The organism is Ruegeria sp. CG4, assembly GCF_056537185.1.
This window is the reverse complement of record NZ_JBQFRB010000002.1, coordinates 200,618-214,177: the sequence shown is the minus strand read 5'-3', so window position 1 is coordinate 214,177 and position 13,560 is coordinate 200,618. Positions and strand designations below refer to the sequence as shown.

Annotated in this window: 14 protein-coding genes; 4 read left to right on the top strand and 10 right to left on the bottom strand. The window is 52.1% G+C overall.

Going from position 1 to position 13,560, the window contains the following annotated elements; all coding sequences use genetic code 11:
• Nucleotides 1-19: 19 nt before the first annotated feature.
• On the bottom strand, nt 20-1,276 hold the full coding sequence (locus ACR0J2_RS07390; protein WP_480812161.1) for an SPOR domain-containing protein: 1,257 nt from the start codon (nt 1,274-1,276) through the stop codon (nt 20-22).
• Nucleotides 1,277-1,717: 441 nt separating this feature from the next.
• The gene (locus tag ACR0J2_RS07385) at nt 1,718-1,864 is read right to left on the bottom strand and encodes a hypothetical protein (RefSeq protein WP_480812160.1); all 147 of its coding nucleotides are present in this window, start codon (nt 1,862-1,864) and stop codon (nt 1,718-1,720) included.
• A 458-nt stretch (nt 1,865-2,322) separates the two neighbouring features.
• On the opposite strand from ACR0J2_RS07385, the gene ACR0J2_RS07380 reads away from it, so the two are divergent.
• Together ACR0J2_RS07380 and ACR0J2_RS07375 are read left to right on the top strand one after the other, a co-directional pair.
• Complete coding sequence (locus ACR0J2_RS07380) at nt 2,323-3,237, top strand: hypothetical protein (RefSeq protein WP_480812159.1); 915 nt, start codon at nt 2,323-2,325, stop codon at nt 3,235-3,237.
• A 66-nt stretch (nt 3,238-3,303) separates the two neighbouring features.
• Nucleotides 3,304-3,498, top strand: a complete 195-nt coding sequence (locus ACR0J2_RS07375) for a hypothetical protein (protein ID WP_480812158.1) — start codon at nt 3,304-3,306, stop codon at nt 3,496-3,498.
• 143 nt (nt 3,499-3,641) lie between these two features.
• Here ACR0J2_RS07375 and ACR0J2_RS07370 read toward each other — a convergent pair whose 3' ends face one another.
• The 7 genes from ACR0J2_RS07370 to ACR0J2_RS07340 all read right to left on the bottom strand — a co-directional run bounded on the left by ACR0J2_RS07370 (nt 3,642) and on the right by ACR0J2_RS07340 (nt 8,590).
• The gene (locus tag ACR0J2_RS07370; protein WP_480812157.1) at nt 3,642-3,845 is read right to left on the bottom strand and encodes a hypothetical protein; all 204 of its coding nucleotides are present in this window, start codon (nt 3,843-3,845) and stop codon (nt 3,642-3,644) included.
• Between the two features lie 323 nt (nt 3,846-4,168).
• On the bottom strand, nt 4,169-4,684 hold the full coding sequence (locus tag ACR0J2_RS07365) for a hypothetical protein (protein ID WP_480812156.1): 516 nt from the start codon (nt 4,682-4,684) through the stop codon (nt 4,169-4,171).
• Nucleotides 4,685-4,849: 165 nt separating this feature from the next.
• Nucleotides 4,850-5,068, bottom strand: a complete 219-nt coding sequence (locus ACR0J2_RS07360) for a hypothetical protein (RefSeq protein ID WP_480812155.1) — start codon at nt 5,066-5,068, stop codon at nt 4,850-4,852.
• 67 nt (nt 5,069-5,135) lie between these two features.
• A complete protein-coding gene (locus ACR0J2_RS07355; protein WP_480812154.1) occupies nt 5,136-5,627 on the bottom strand; it encodes a hypothetical protein in 492 nt (163 codons plus the stop codon).
• Between the two features lie 628 nt (nt 5,628-6,255).
• Nucleotides 6,256-7,941 (bottom strand): DUF3987 domain-containing protein, encoded by a 1,686-nt coding sequence (locus ACR0J2_RS07350; protein ID WP_480812153.1) that lies wholly within the window; start codon nt 7,939-7,941, stop codon nt 6,256-6,258.
• Nucleotides 7,938-8,216 (bottom strand): hypothetical protein, encoded by a 279-nt coding sequence (locus ACR0J2_RS07345; protein WP_480812152.1) that lies wholly within the window; start codon nt 8,214-8,216, stop codon nt 7,938-7,940. The genes ACR0J2_RS07350 and ACR0J2_RS07345 overlap by 4 nt, the downstream gene beginning before the upstream one ends.
• Before the next feature lie 128 nt (nt 8,217-8,344).
• Nucleotides 8,345-8,590: a hypothetical protein gene (locus ACR0J2_RS07340; RefSeq protein ID WP_480812151.1), complete on the bottom strand. Its 246-nt coding sequence runs from the start codon at nt 8,588-8,590 to the stop codon at nt 8,345-8,347.
• A gap of 105 nt (nt 8,591-8,695) precedes the next feature.
• Between ACR0J2_RS07340 and ACR0J2_RS07335 the strand changes: the two genes are divergently transcribed.
• Nucleotides 8,696-9,274 (top strand): hypothetical protein, encoded by a 579-nt coding sequence (locus ACR0J2_RS07335; protein ID WP_480812150.1) that lies wholly within the window; start codon nt 8,696-8,698, stop codon nt 9,272-9,274.
• A complete protein-coding gene (locus tag ACR0J2_RS07330) occupies nt 9,271-10,413 on the top strand; it encodes a tyrosine-type recombinase/integrase (protein WP_480812149.1) in 1,143 nt (380 codons plus the stop codon). The genes ACR0J2_RS07335 and ACR0J2_RS07330 overlap by 4 nt, the downstream gene beginning before the upstream one ends.
• A gap of 10 nt (nt 10,414-10,423) precedes the next feature.
• Here ACR0J2_RS07330 and ACR0J2_RS07325 read toward each other — a convergent pair whose 3' ends face one another.
• Entirely contained in the window at nt 10,424-13,411 is a 2,988-nt protein-coding gene (locus ACR0J2_RS07325; protein ID WP_480812148.1) for an NACHT domain-containing protein, read from the bottom strand.
• Nucleotides 13,412-13,560: the final 149 nt, after the last annotated feature.

Sequence of the window (13,560 nt, the reverse complement as noted above, 5' to 3'; positions counted from 1 at the left end):
GTAGGGGCCCTCCTTGATTCTAGTTGCTTGTGGTGAACGCGTCGGTGAACCCCAGGTCCCGGACATCGCCAAGCAGGGCTTTGCGTTCCGACCGGGTCATGGCAGGGCCAACCAGGACGCGCCAAACCGTGTTTTCAGCGGTTTTCAGTTCCCGAACTTCGGCTGCCATTCCGTTCCGCCGGATTTTTTCTGCCGCACTGTTGGCGTTCTTTTCAACGCTGTACGTGCCGATCTGGATGTAGGGTTTGGTCAAGGACGAAACCTTCGCAGTGCCGGTTGTCGCGGCCACCGGAGTAGGTTCCGCCGCATCAATCGCTGCTTCTGCACCGGCAATCGGGTCCAGAGGCGTCTGTGTTATTTCGTCAGGATCTTTCTTTTGCCACCATTTTCGCTTGGCGGGCTTTTCGGTGGGTGCCTGCACCGGAGCGTCGGACAGCCCGGGGGTCGAAGCCGCCTGAACCGATGCATCCGCAGTGCTTTCGGTGGCTTCGGCGGCAACTTCAGACCCGGTTTCGGCTGTTGCGACAGCCGCGGCTGCTCCGGCAGTGGCGGCTGCGGCAGGGGCCTTCTTTTGCCACCACTTCCGTTTTGCCGGTTTTTCGGGTTGCGTTTCCGCGGTTTCCGAAACTTCCTTGGTTTCTTCCGAAGCGTCGGTCGCGTCAGCGACAGCCTGATCCTCCGAGGCGGCCTCTGCCGGTGCCTCGTCCGTTTCCGCGGGCGCTTCTTCAACTGTTTCGCGCCGCAGCGCCACTACGTAGATGCTGGTAGGCGCGCCAGCCAGAAGGCCAAGTTTTTCAGCGGCCGCCGATGAAACCTGCAGGGCTGGGCCCGGCAAATCACGTTCGCGGCGAAACAGGGCGCCTGTCACTGACTTATTGTTAGATTTGTTCTTGATCACAACGCGTTCAGGTTGTGCAGCGTCTGGGTGTGCGACCCATATTCCACCCAGTGACGGACGACCATCCCAAAGACCCGCTTCGGTCACTTCAAAGACATCCGGGGCTTCGACATCGCGTTGCGAGCCGCTTGCAACCTGCGGTAGCAGTTCGATTTTCCCATCGTTATCCGATGCGCTTGTGTCCCCATCCGGCGAAGCGCCGGAATTTAACAACGCCTCGTCACAGCCGGACAGTAACCCCAAAGTCACAGCCAGAACCGCAAATCCCAGCGGTTTTGCGCGTGTCCCAATCGCTCGATTCATCGCGTATTCCCTTGCCTGAAGGGGCTTGGTTCGCCGTGCCCCGACGCCGATCTGCCAGTTCTGTTTTGCTGGCATTATTTGGTCTTTCCAGCAGATCATAACCCGCGCGTGATGCCATGGAAAGACCACTGCTTGGGCTTCGGCAAGATTTCCCTCTTTTGACTTGCCACCGTTTCAACTTGGCCTTAGACCCTGCTTTCGACGGGGAGGTGGCAGAGTGGTCGAATGCGGCGGTCTTGAAAACCGCCAGTAGCCGCAAAAGTTATCGCAAAGAACGTATGTGTTACGTCAACATATTTGCATAAAGCAAAAACACCTCAGGGGCTGTCCTGCGGTCTGGCGTTGAACTGCTACACATTCTGCTACCAAACCTGCTGCAACTTTTTGCGGATCGTGCTAGGCTGGATTTGCCCTGACCGTTCTCATTTGTCACTAACTCACTGGTTTGGTTTGGTATGCGGTGAATCCCGTCACTTCGGTGGCGGGATTTTTCATTATCAATAAAAAATCTGGTAATTACTCGCCCTGCTTTTTCAGCCACGCGTCCAGTGCCGCTTCGATCACTGCTGTGCGATCCGCCTTGACCGGTTGCTTATCCTGCCACATTTTGAGCCGGTCCAGCAGGTTTTCGTCCAGCCGGATGTTGATTGGTTTTTTGGCCATGTCGGCACGTCCTTTCGTGTAGATACAAAAATCTACATAAATCTACGCTCGCCCTCCCCTTGCAAGTGTATCTACACGTATCTGCATGCAGCATATGCAAACGAAAGGCACAAACCAATGACCACCAGTTTTACCCGTAAAATCGGCACCAACCGCAACAAGTCTAGGTTGTGTCTTGAAGGTTCGCATCTGACCGCTGCTGGCTTCCAGCGTGGCGATGCGAGGTAACTCGTGCCGACCGACAACGGTTTCGACATCGTGCGTGGCGATCAGATCGACGGCATTCGTGTCCGCAAGATCGCGGGAACGGACGCGCGGCCCATTTTTGACATAATCGGTCTTTCCGGCTTCCCGGCGATCCGCCGCTTGCCGTCGGTATCCGCTCAATCCATCTGCAGGATTGGCATATTTTCCCTACCAGGTAAGATAGCACCATATTTACACGAGGGAATTTAGCCGTGCCGTGGGGTGATTTAGTCGAGCTGCTAGGCGGTTCAGCCATCATTCTGGCCGTACTCGCCGTGTTCTGGAAGGGCGACGACTGTATCTCACCGGAGTTTCGCGACGATCTGGCCGCTTGGCTCATTTTGCTCAAACCACCACCCGGTAACAGCCCTGTTGCTCAGTCAGTCTTGGCGATGTTTGAGAAAGTGTTTGGCGAACGACATTGGAGTTGGAAGTGCTTTAGTAGATCGTTTTTGGTTTCGACGGTATTTTCTTGCTCAATACTATTTTTTCAACTCATGCAGATAGACGAAGCACGCATGGGAATGGAAAATTTTTACAATAATTTTTCGCTTAATCTTAGCTGGTGGATACCGGCCACCGCTACACCAATCATACTATTCAACGCGTTTTCTGACATCTTTGCGCTGTATGTAACAAGAAGAGTTTTGGTGCTTTGTGCGGTTGAACAGAGAGTCAAGTTTTTGTCGGCTGTTGTTATTGACTATCTGTTTACGTCAATAATCATCGGCTTTACGTGTCTCCTTTTTTTGTTACCGGTTGCACTTTTAACTGATGCCACCTTTCCGATGCATGCATTTACGCTCCCACTTGTTTTCCTCGGTGCGGCCATATCATTACCTGCGTATTTGTTCGGGTTGATTTCAATTGGCAGCAATGAAGTTGAGTACTTCTTTTCTGTTCTTTACAGAACATTCGTTTTCACAGCCTTCATCACCAGTTTCTGGCTATGGGCCGCAGCGTTGGGAACACTTCTGATACGCCTTTTGGCCCGTTCTGGCCCGATCTTCAGCGCACTACAATACGCCTTGCCGATTGAAGAAAAACCGATCCGTTCGATGGGCATTGTCGGCTTTTTGGTATTTTTCCTCTACCTGCTGATCACGATAGCGGTGCGGTCGGTTTGAAATACTGTAAGTCTTTTGGCCAAAAATCTGTCTTGACCGATTTGGAACAAAATTAGAACATGAGCCATGCGCAAGTGGCCACGAACGATTCCGTATGACCTGAAATGTCGGCTGGAACAGTTGCGTGAATATCGCAGCACGCCAAGCATCCAGACCCAATGGGGTGAAGTGCTGGAATGGCTCAAAAAGCACGGGGTTGAACCGCCAGATCACGCGTTGCCGACCGAACCAGAAATAAAAGGTCCGGTCGGCCACTGGTGACGGAAAACTCTTTATCCCTCACCCGCCCAATAAGACCCGCGTTCAATTGGGGGGACCCTTGTTACAACGCGTGTAGCAGTTTGGGGTATAATCGATACGGCACGGGTCGCGGTTTGGATCAAACACAGGCAGAGCGGCGTGAGTTAGGCCGTCGGTTGCTCTGGTGCGTCACCTAATGCGAGCAACAACAGAATGGCCAATAAGGGCGATCCGACAAGACCAATCAAAAACCAGATCAGTCCAGATCGGTTACGCCGACCCGCCATCGTGATCGGCAGAATGTAGAGCCAGATCACAACGACCGCAAAGATGAGCATAAAGACAAGTTGGATGATAGGTGCGTCCATGGCTTGGTTACTCTCCTACACGCATGATTATCTCGGTCAAAACACCAAGGATGATAGACCCGACCAGATAGGCCGCAATTGGGTTGACCATCAAGTCCATCACGTCGTGGGTCGTTTATGCGTATTCACCGCTGGTCAGCTCTAGACTGTCATAGGACGGTCGAGCAGCTACCGGGTATTTGACACCAAACCCGCTTCAAGTAGACAGCCTTTTTTAAGCCTATGCCTTGGACGGCCTCTGTTGGCACTGATCCTGTGAGTCATGCTCACTGATTGGTTCATCGTCAGTAACAGGTCGTGCGGCTGGTGTAGCCGACTTCAGATCAAAGACCAAACTTTGCTTGGCGAAAAATTTTCTCCACATCGCCTTCTGTTGCGCCGGTAGGATAGGCAACCACCCAAACTCCGTTTCCGTCCTGGGTGTCAGCTACGACGAACGAAACATCCGATGAAATTCGTTCTCCGTTCCAAACAACAATTTTGCCAGCAAAAATGTAACCTTTGTCAAAGTTCGAATACACGCAGCCAGCGCAGGGGGTCCCCACATCCTTGTAGATTTGACGATGTTCGGTGCGTGTGCAAACAACATAACCGTTTGCTTTCAGAGAAGCATTCAGGTCATTCAATACTTCACTACGAGTTTTACCTTCAAAATACTCAAATTTTCCACTTTTATTAGGGTTTTCTATAATTTCGCCATAGTAGTAAATTTCGTCTGTTTGAAATCGATCATTCCACCGAACTTGCGAGGGTTCTGTTGGGTGAACCCATGGGCAGGATTCACAGCCAGCCAACTGAAAAACTAAAATGAAAAGCAAAACATTGAATAATCTTCGCATCGAAAATTCTCCAATTCATTAAGCCAAGTTTAAACCCAGCGAAGAGGAAATCTTTGATGTCGATCAAACGCTGTTGTTACGTCTTTATTTCGTTCGGGGCGTGGCAACCATTCCATCAGGGTGCCGTAGTACGTGTGTTTACGTTCTGTCATAGGTGCTGCTATTCTAGTGTGGCCAGTCGCCGGGGTGGGCTGCTTTGTGCTTCAGACCTTCCAGACCACGCGGCCAGTTCAGGTGCATACATCGGGTGTTGAACTTGGCCAGATCGCGGTCGGCTTCATGCATCCATTCAATCGGCCAGCAATTCCAAATCTGAGCTTTATTCACCTGTTCTTCCAGACCGGCGGCACGTAGCTGGGTCTTGATCCACAGAAAAAGCATCATGCGCCGATCTGAGTCATCCGCTACTGGCGGCAGCTTTCCCCCACACGCGCGTTGGACGTCGGCAGAACTAATGTAGTCCATGGCTGCTCATCCACTCATCGAAGCTGCTGGTACCAGCGGGCGATGCGGTGCCGGATTGGTACTGGGCAGGCTTCGGATTGCGTGCGTCACTGTCGCTGTGACCGTCACGTTGTCGGACACCGGCGTCCCTGAGTGAATTTGCCACCGTACGACGCAATTCGTTCTGAAGTTTGTAGCCGGGATGTGTGACCTTGAACCCGGTCTTGGTCATCTGGAATGTCGGCTCTGTCTGCAATTCGATTGCGAGATACCACAGCTTTTCCATCGCAGCGGCTGCGGTAACGATCAGGATAAGATCAGCCACCGCCCATTCGTGCCGGGTCCGAAAAATCTGGGTGTAATAGTGCTGACCTTTGTCACCGAGTAGATCGGCACCCGGAATGTCGAGCGGTGCGACCGCAACGCTCAGATCGGGCGCACGTGCGTCCCGTAATAGCTGTTCTTGGCTGTCTGAGGCTGCTTTCCGTCCTCTGGCCATAATTCGAAGTAATCCTGTTTTAATCACCCCTGTTTGTAGTCAGTTTATGCTTGAGGTAGTCGCTTTCGCAACTGTCACGAACGCAACCATATAGGCCAGAACTCGGTTCACGTACGTTCAACGATCCCCGGCGCGGTGGAAGCTTTACGTTCTACGCTACCTCACGCCCGCCCACCCATTGGATTGACCGGTGGCACACGTTCACGCATTGATCACGGAACGAACGGTCAACATGATGCTTTGGTGTGACGTGTTGGTTGTGGTGCTGGTGGTGTTGGCACGATGTCGATCTGTTGATCATCGATCATGCCATGGTGGTCAGTGTCGTGTCACGTGTGACCAACTCATAAGGACGTTTGACTGTGTGCCTTGCGTGACGTGTGGCTTATAGCGTGACGGTTATATGATACGTGTGGCTGCTGGTCGTCGGTTGGGTGTTGGTGCGCCCGTTGGTGGTGTCAGCAGTTGTCACTTACGCGTGTGCGACAAACCACTCTGATTCACAAGCGCGATTTATTAGAAAGAAAGGGAAAATAAGATTGCGTATCACACACAAGTGACAAGTGTCGACACGTCAACAGTTGTCACTTACGCGCGTGAATGACAAGTGTTGACGCATCACCAACGATCAACGTGTGCGTATCTGTGCCACGACATCACCACGTCGTTTCTTCTCACCAACGGTTTCACGTGCAAAGTAGAAATGGACGTGTGGATTGACCAACCACTTGGCTGGAACCAGCGATCTGTCGTCAGGGTCGGCCTGTTGAATCCAACCAGCATCGTCCAACGCACGTAGAACAGCGCGGCGATCATGCTCGTTCATACGTTCGAACGCACGTGAAACCCTATATATGTCCCGCACGGTAAATTCATTCAGACCTTTTGACAGGATGTGGCCAGCGATCCAGCGGACCTGAGACATGTGGCCGATCTGGTCCAGCACTTCCATGTACAGGCAATACAGATTCGGCACGAACAGACGGGCATGCAGCATCTGGACCATACGCGCCGTCTCAGCCGCCACTGGTACGCTTATGGGCTGGATGTTCTGATCGGCACACACAAAGCAATGCATCACCAGCAGCCAGCGATAGACGCCGCCTTCCCACTTCGACAGATGTGATTGCATCGGCTCGGGAATGGACTGGTGTTGACGCATGTCGAACAGATCGTCGGTCAGGTCTTCCATTACGATTGCGGCTTCATCGCTCAAATGTACGGGACCTGGTAATTGCATCGTCAGCCGTTCGATGGCCGTTTCGAACCGTTGCCAGTCACCTTCCAGCCGTGGTTTGTTGGTGGCCCTTTTGGCCGGGTTAGCAACGTAGGGGTAGAACCGTTGCAACAGCCCGTCTATGGGCACGTCCTTCATTGCCTGCTGCAAAACGGTCGGCTGGATGCCACCGACGATAGACGCCATCCAGTTCGGAATGTGGATGTTGAGGCCGCGCCCGATCCGGTCGATGGTCCGCGATCCACCATCGTGCAGTTCAAGATACAGGGCGCGATCCGTGGCGGCTTTGCCCTTGCCTTCCAGATGCGCCATCCAGCGGGCCAATTCATCGAAGTGTAGCAGGGTGCCGCGTTTCTGGTGCCGCAGGACTTCAGACAAGGCTTCTGTGGTCGCATCGTACAGGACGTATCTGTGCGACTCCGGGTGCCTTGGTCCGTTCATGTCATCTATCGGTGGCGGTTCGTCACCCTTTTCCAGTTCACGCATCCAGTTTTCGTGCTGCTTCAGTTTGATGGCATATTGCTTGAGCAGGGCCGCATCCGTCGCGGCGTGACGGTTCATGGCGTCCTTCAGTGGCTTTAGTGCGGCCTTGACGGCTGGTGACTTCTTCGCACCGGATCGGGCGATCAGAGCGGACCATATGCAGGGTGGTTCGTGCCAGTTCCGTTCCGCTTGGGCCACAATGTACATCTGACCGTCCACAGCACCTGCTACGGCCCCCATACAGCCGCCAAACAGTAACTGGATGTCCGTTCCCATCGCTTCGGCCTCATAGGCCACCATATCGGCCAGCCATGACGGCGCACTGGTGCGGTAAATCTGTCCGACCGTAAATTCGTCAAACACATCGCCGGGTTCCAGCCAGTGCCACCAGCTTGGGACCATCTGCGGGTGTGTTTCCAGTTTCAGACCGTCCGCATTGTACAGGTCCAGCCCTTTGATCGTGGTGGGCTGCTGGTAGTTGTCCAAAAGGTATCGCACCGTCGTGGCCTGCTCTAGCGTCAATTCCTGATCGTAATACCGGCTGGCGGGCATGTACGCGTCGGTTGGTAGCAGGGTTGTCGTTTGGGGTTTCATGCCGCTACCCCCTCTTTCAGTCTGCGCACCAGCAAGACCGCATTGGCCTTTGCTGCGTCACGTGTCGGGCTTCCCTCGCTCAGCTTCCAGCCAGATGGGCGCAAGTAGTTGGTGCCCACAACCGGCACCAGTTCTTCGGCGGTGGCTTTCCAGCTAATGCCGGGTGGATGGCTTTCCACAATGGTTACACGGGCCGTGCGGCCCGCATAGCCCGTGTCCGTGCTGCTGATCCATTCGATTTGTGATCCGCAGGTACAATTGCTATTGTGTGACATCTGTACTGACATCCTTTCATGGCCCGGTCTGCGCAGCTACGCAGCCGGGTCTTTCTTTCTGCCAGTGAGGGTGTCAGTTCGTCAGTCACCACCCGACGCAAACACTGGCGTTGGTGTTTACAGGCTGGTCACGCAGCGGGACGATCAGTTGCGAGACGGCCAATCATCCAGTGATCACCGATCTGCTCACCAGCCAGCCATTGCAGGATGATTTCCAGCGGGAATAGCGTAGACTTCTTTGCCATGCCGCCGGGGTTCCAATGCGGGATCGCATTGGCGCGGGCTGCTTTATAAACCGTGTCGCGGCTGTTGAACGGAATGTCATCACGGGCCGCGATGTCGTCAGCCTTCAGCCAAGTGATTTTGCCAGTCATGTTGATAATCCTTGTTTACGGAAAAATTTATAAACAACGTTAACGTTGACAAAAAGATTCCGCAACAAGTATATATGTTGCGACAACTGACAGGAATCATAAGCTATGATTTACCGACCAAAAGCCAGCGGCATAACGTTGGCCAATGAAACGTGGATCGTGGATCGCAAGGGCCGTGTGGCCGTCGATCTGTCACAGCCGCGTTACACGTTGGCGTTTGCTGATTTTGCGGACGACGCCACGGACGACCGTACACTGATCAAGCGGTTTGGATTGCTCAACAGCGGTACGCAGCAGACCGAAACGGACTACGCGGCGCAGCGCACACAGTTGCGGACAGTTTCCAGGAATTTGACCCAAGCAGGGTTCTTTGACGCTCTCGTGCCAATCACACAAGGCGATACGACAGCGGCGCAGCACACGCTGGCCGACCTGTTGACGGATGCAATGGGTCACATGGAAGTGGTGATCGATCCCGAGACGTTTACCGCCACACATCAGCCGGTCACGCTGCTGGATCACATGCTGATCAAGGCGCAGCAATTTGCCCAACTGGCCGTTAACGGATCAGTGACCACACGCACCTGCGATCACTGCGGGCGGGCATTTGTTCCTGCCAACCAGCGTCAACACTTTTGCAGCGCGAGTTGCCGCACAATGCACAACAGGGGGACGTCATCATGATCACCAAACGTGAAGGGAAGCGCGGCACGACATACCGCGTTCTGGTCTTCGGCAAGATCAACAAAGTGACCCAAAAGCGGGCCAGCAGGTCTGGCACCGTCAAGACGTACAAAGAAGCCAAACGCCTTGAGACGGCACTACGCGCCGAACTGGAAAACGGCACGGTTAGCCCGTCCAAGGATACGGTCGCCGGGTATCTGGCCAACTGGCAGACGGGCAGGGCGATGAAGGTTGCACCCAAGACGCACCACCGGCAGGGTCAGTTGATCGAAACCATTAACCGCTTTATCGGCCCCGCCAAGGTTGCCGATCTGGAAGCGGACGATCTGGAAGCCTTTTTTTCCACGCTGCTGACCGAAGGGCGATTGGACGGGCAGGGCGGTCTGGCACCGCGCACCGTCCAGCACATTCACCGGCTACTGCACAAGGCGTTCCAAGACGGTCTGCGTAAACGCAAGCTGGCCTATAATCCAGCGGCACTGGCGGACGGCCCAAAGGTGGAAGACGTGCCGATTGTCTTGCCCGACGATGATCAGACGCGGGCCGCTCTGGACGCACTGCGGGGCAATCGTCTGTGGCCGTCCATCTATCTGATGCTGCAAACAGGTCTGCGCCGTGGTGAAGTGCTGGTCTTGAAATGGTCCGACATCGATCTGGATGCCGGACACCTGACCGTGCAGCGGGCCATCAGCCGGGTAAAGGGCGTGACCTACATCAAAGAAGTGAAGCGCAAGGCGTCCCGTCGCCGGATCAAGCTGACCGCAGGCACGGTCGATCTGCTGCGCCAGTGGCAACACCAGCAGCGGGTTGAAGCGGTCAAACGTGGATACCGGAATCCCAACGACTGGATCATGACAAACCTGTCAGGTGTAGTGGTCAATCCTGAAACCTTTACAAGCGCAATCCGCGCGATGGCGGCACGGGTGGGTGTAGAGATGTCACCGCACGTCATGCGCCACCTACATGCAACCGAGATGTTGCGGGCAAATGTCCATCCAAAGATCGCGCAAACTCGGCTGGGTCACAGCCGGATCAGCACGACGATGGACATCTATTCACACGTAATTGACGGGGACGACGACGCTGCGGTCGAAGCCGCAGACGCCGCCATGGATAGGATTATGAATCGCGGCGTTTAGAAAAATTCTGTTATTTGACTGGCTGAGTGTCATTCACTTTCCCGAAGCTTTCGGCAGGGCTGAGAAACAGCTCAATTGATTGGCGTTCAAGTATCTTTTTGCCTTCGAAGCCAATCCATCCCTTCCGACGAGAATCTATGAAGCTTATTTCGAGCTGTTTGAGTAATTCTAAAGCGGTATCAAGTGCATCTTTGCCATGAAATCGACTAGACGGATAGCGCATTTCGACATCGGGTTTAACAATTGAAGCCCAATACTCCGCTAAAAGAATCGCAGCACTTGCTGTCCGATATCCACGAAGCCTTGTTAAACTGATAGTAGAATAAATGGCCGCGGCAAACATGGTCAATGAAACAATTGCAAGTCGAATTGCAGCGGAATCGGTTAATTCACTCAATTTGACAAATTGGGAAATGCCTAGGCCAAGTAAAGACGAACCCGTAATTATGGACATGGCGGAAAGTCGCGAACCGTATTCCGTCGCTTCAACAAGGGGCGAAAGCTTATAGCTAGAAGTGTATGCTGTAACAATCACATTCGCGAAAGCCTCATTTGCATTATGTGTTATCGGTTTGGAATAGTATTCTCTCGCGTAGATTAAGGCGCGATCCCTTGGAGTTGTTCTCGAAGAAGACTTATTGCGGTAAAAAAGCCATAGCGAAAAAGCTTCCCATCTTGCCGCAAAAGTCAAGTAATATCTAGGGAAGATAAGACTTAGGTTTGGTCCAACACACTCTGCAAGATACGATATGGCGTTTATCTCCCTCTGTATGATTTTGATAGCAGGCTTTAGGCCGCCGACTTTCGCAATAATCACTGTTGCAGCATTGCGTCCACAAAATGTTCGAATACAAAAACATTTTGCGACAAGGTACTCAAAAAATTGTTTGTGTGGAAACCTTAAATTTGTTGAGCCACCAGCGGGATCGGGAACCAACAACCCGGAGCTACAAACCTCTTGCGTTATGATCTCCAGTATTTCTTCTTTTGTTGCTTCATGGTTCTTGGCCGCGAAATCAGCCATGCCCGAGCTAACTTCTTGTGAGATGTTTGCCAATACGGATAAATTGAAAAGATTCTCGTAGATATCCGCAATAGACGACTTAACTTCAGACCTGGGAATCGTATTTTTTAACTCATATGCCGCCATCCGCCAAGCAATACACATGGTCAATAACTCGCGAACGGGGCGGGGAAGGCTAATGTAGCGACCTGCATCGGGAGTACCGTATTCTATCCTATCACGCTCCAATTCGGCCTCTTTTCTTTCAAAAGACGCATTAATGTACATCTCGATTAGCAACGCGCCAGTAAGAGGGGTTCCTTGCTCTTGCAGTTTTTCGATGTCGTCCCAGATTGTAGCAACAACAGGAAGCATGGAGGGTCTCGAAATAATTTCCTGGAAATCTGGTTTAGACTTTGCAGCTTCGAAAATTCCCGCGCTTGTGGGTGCTGGGAGGTTGCGGCAAGACTGTTTTATTTGTTCAATAGTCAGTTTCTCCAATGTCCAAACGTCCGAATACGCCTCGCCAGACAAGCCGCTGGTGATCCGCGATTTCAATGTTGAATTAGCCTCTGCCTCGTCAAGAAAGAAGTTAGGTCTACCCGTGAAGATTAGTTTTGCATTTGGGTAGGAAAATGACCAAAGATTCTTGAAATGATTGAACCTATCGAACGCCCTTCCGCTGTTCCTTAGTTCATCAAATCCTTCAAATATTACAACTGCATCTCCTGACTTAATTAAGTTGAGAGTTTGCTCAGGATTTAGGCCATATCTAGAACACCATGTAGAAATAAAGCTCAATGGGTCAGATTCGGATGGGTTCCTGCCGCGAAGTTCAATAAGCAGTGGTACTCTACTGGTGATCTCGCCCGTGTCTAAAAACTTTTCCGCCCATTCACAACAGTACCTCAGCATGGCGGTACTCTTTCCTTGGCCATATTCCCCAGTGATTGCTAGTTGCCTTCTACTATCTTCCTTCTCCCAGTCGCTAAGGACGGTGCTAAGAGGCAACGGGTCGCGCAAGCTTTCTTTCTTTGTGACGCAAAGTTCTACATAAGTCGATGCTAAAGGGATTCCTGTGCCGCCGACGCGTAAACTATCGAAGCTTGAAATCAATCCGCGAGCGTAGCGTGGAAGGTCTAAGGATTTGAGTATCAGGTCTCGGTTCGAGAAAACCTCTACTTCGTGGCCTAGAACACTCAGCCGACCGTTGAATCCTTCGTCTTTTTCGTTCGAAAGATAAGCTCCGTACAGTTTTGTACTTTCGTCAAAGCTCGAGTTTTTGATTATTTCTTCAAACCTGTCGCTGACTGCGCTTTTGCTGGGTGGTGTGTCAAAAACCACTAGAATCAGTGGACTTGCGCGTCTTGAGACACCATGAAATATTTCACCTACCCAACACTTTTGTGCGGCTCTCCAGTGCGAATCCGGAATCTCGGCTTCAGTAAAGCAAGTCACAAACGTGCTTCTTAAAATCTTCCACGTTTCGACGGCCTTAGGGGGAGTTATCTTCTCTTTCGTGGGATCGAAAAATCCACGATCGACTTCTGGGTCGTTGCCATTCGTAATGACAACTTGGAATTGGTTTTTCGCTAAACCAACTAGGCTGGTGTCTTGACCCTTTCTGGCGGCTTCGTAGTCGGATAAGTGTTGGGGAGCTTCCCAATTTCGGATTGCACTCATGGCAAATCGCGAAATTAGGATGCAAACAACTACAGCAAGGAAAAAAACTGCCAAGTTGGTTGCCCACGTATATTCCTTCAGCTGTATCGTTGTGCCTGTAAGTCTTGCAACAGCGTTTAGTATGATTTCTGACCATGGGGTACTAACAAATCCGATGTAAGCGATGAAAATCGAAACCAGTGCGGAGATTGTATAAATTGCGAACCGACCTTTCGACACTCTCATCCGCCAGCGCATCCAAACTACGAACGCAACCGCAGCAAGTGCAAAAAGGATCAGAATGTGGGGAAGATAGGAAGTAAAAGAGTTCATGGCGGTTCCGCTTTTAAGAGTCCTGAAGGGTGTTGCAGTAGATCAATGATTTCAAAAACTTAATATGAATCAAGTTGCCCGTTTGTTCACGGACCTGTCAACCTTTGTCATTCCAAAAACAATAAAGTCGCCGCCACGAAGATCGTCTC

Excerpts from the sequence above, each read along its gene's own strand:
- ACR0J2_RS07390 (WP_480812161.1), bottom strand. The coding sequence starts at position 1,276 with ATGCCAGCAAAACAGAACTGGCAGATCGGCGTCGGGGCACGGCGAACC.
- ACR0J2_RS07385 (WP_480812160.1), bottom strand. The coding sequence starts at position 1,864 with ATGGCCAAAAAACCAATCAACATCCGGCTGGACGAAAACCTGCTGGAC.
- ACR0J2_RS07375 (WP_480812158.1), top strand. The coding sequence starts at position 3,304 with ATGCGCAAGTGGCCACGAACGATTCCGTATGACCTGAAATGTCGGCTG.
- ACR0J2_RS07370 (WP_480812157.1), bottom strand. The coding sequence starts at position 3,845 with ATGGACGCACCTATCATCCAACTTGTCTTTATGCTCATCTTTGCGGTC.
- ACR0J2_RS07365 (WP_480812156.1), bottom strand. The coding sequence starts at position 4,684 with ATGCGAAGATTATTCAATGTTTTGCTTTTCATTTTAGTTTTTCAGTTG.
- ACR0J2_RS07360 (WP_480812155.1), bottom strand. The coding sequence starts at position 5,068 with ATGATGCTTTTTCTGTGGATCAAGACCCAGCTACGTGCCGCCGGTCTG.
- ACR0J2_RS07355 (WP_480812154.1), bottom strand. The coding sequence starts at position 5,627 with ATGGCCAGAGGACGGAAAGCAGCCTCAGACAGCCAAGAACAGCTATTA.
- ACR0J2_RS07350 (WP_480812153.1), bottom strand. The coding sequence starts at position 7,941 with ATGAAACCCCAAACGACAACCCTGCTACCAACCGACGCGTACATGCCC.
- ACR0J2_RS07345 (WP_480812152.1), bottom strand. The coding sequence starts at position 8,216 with ATGTCACACAATAGCAATTGTACCTGCGGATCACAAATCGAATGGATC.
- ACR0J2_RS07340 (WP_480812151.1), bottom strand. The coding sequence starts at position 8,590 with ATGACTGGCAAAATCACTTGGCTGAAGGCTGACGACATCGCGGCCCGT.
- ACR0J2_RS07335 (WP_480812150.1), top strand. The coding sequence starts at position 8,696 with ATGATTTACCGACCAAAAGCCAGCGGCATAACGTTGGCCAATGAAACG.
- ACR0J2_RS07330 (WP_480812149.1), top strand. The coding sequence starts at position 9,271 with ATGATCACCAAACGTGAAGGGAAGCGCGGCACGACATACCGCGTTCTG.
- ACR0J2_RS07325 (WP_480812148.1), bottom strand. The coding sequence starts at position 13,411 with ATGAACTCTTTTACTTCCTATCTTCCCCACATTCTGATCCTTTTTGCA.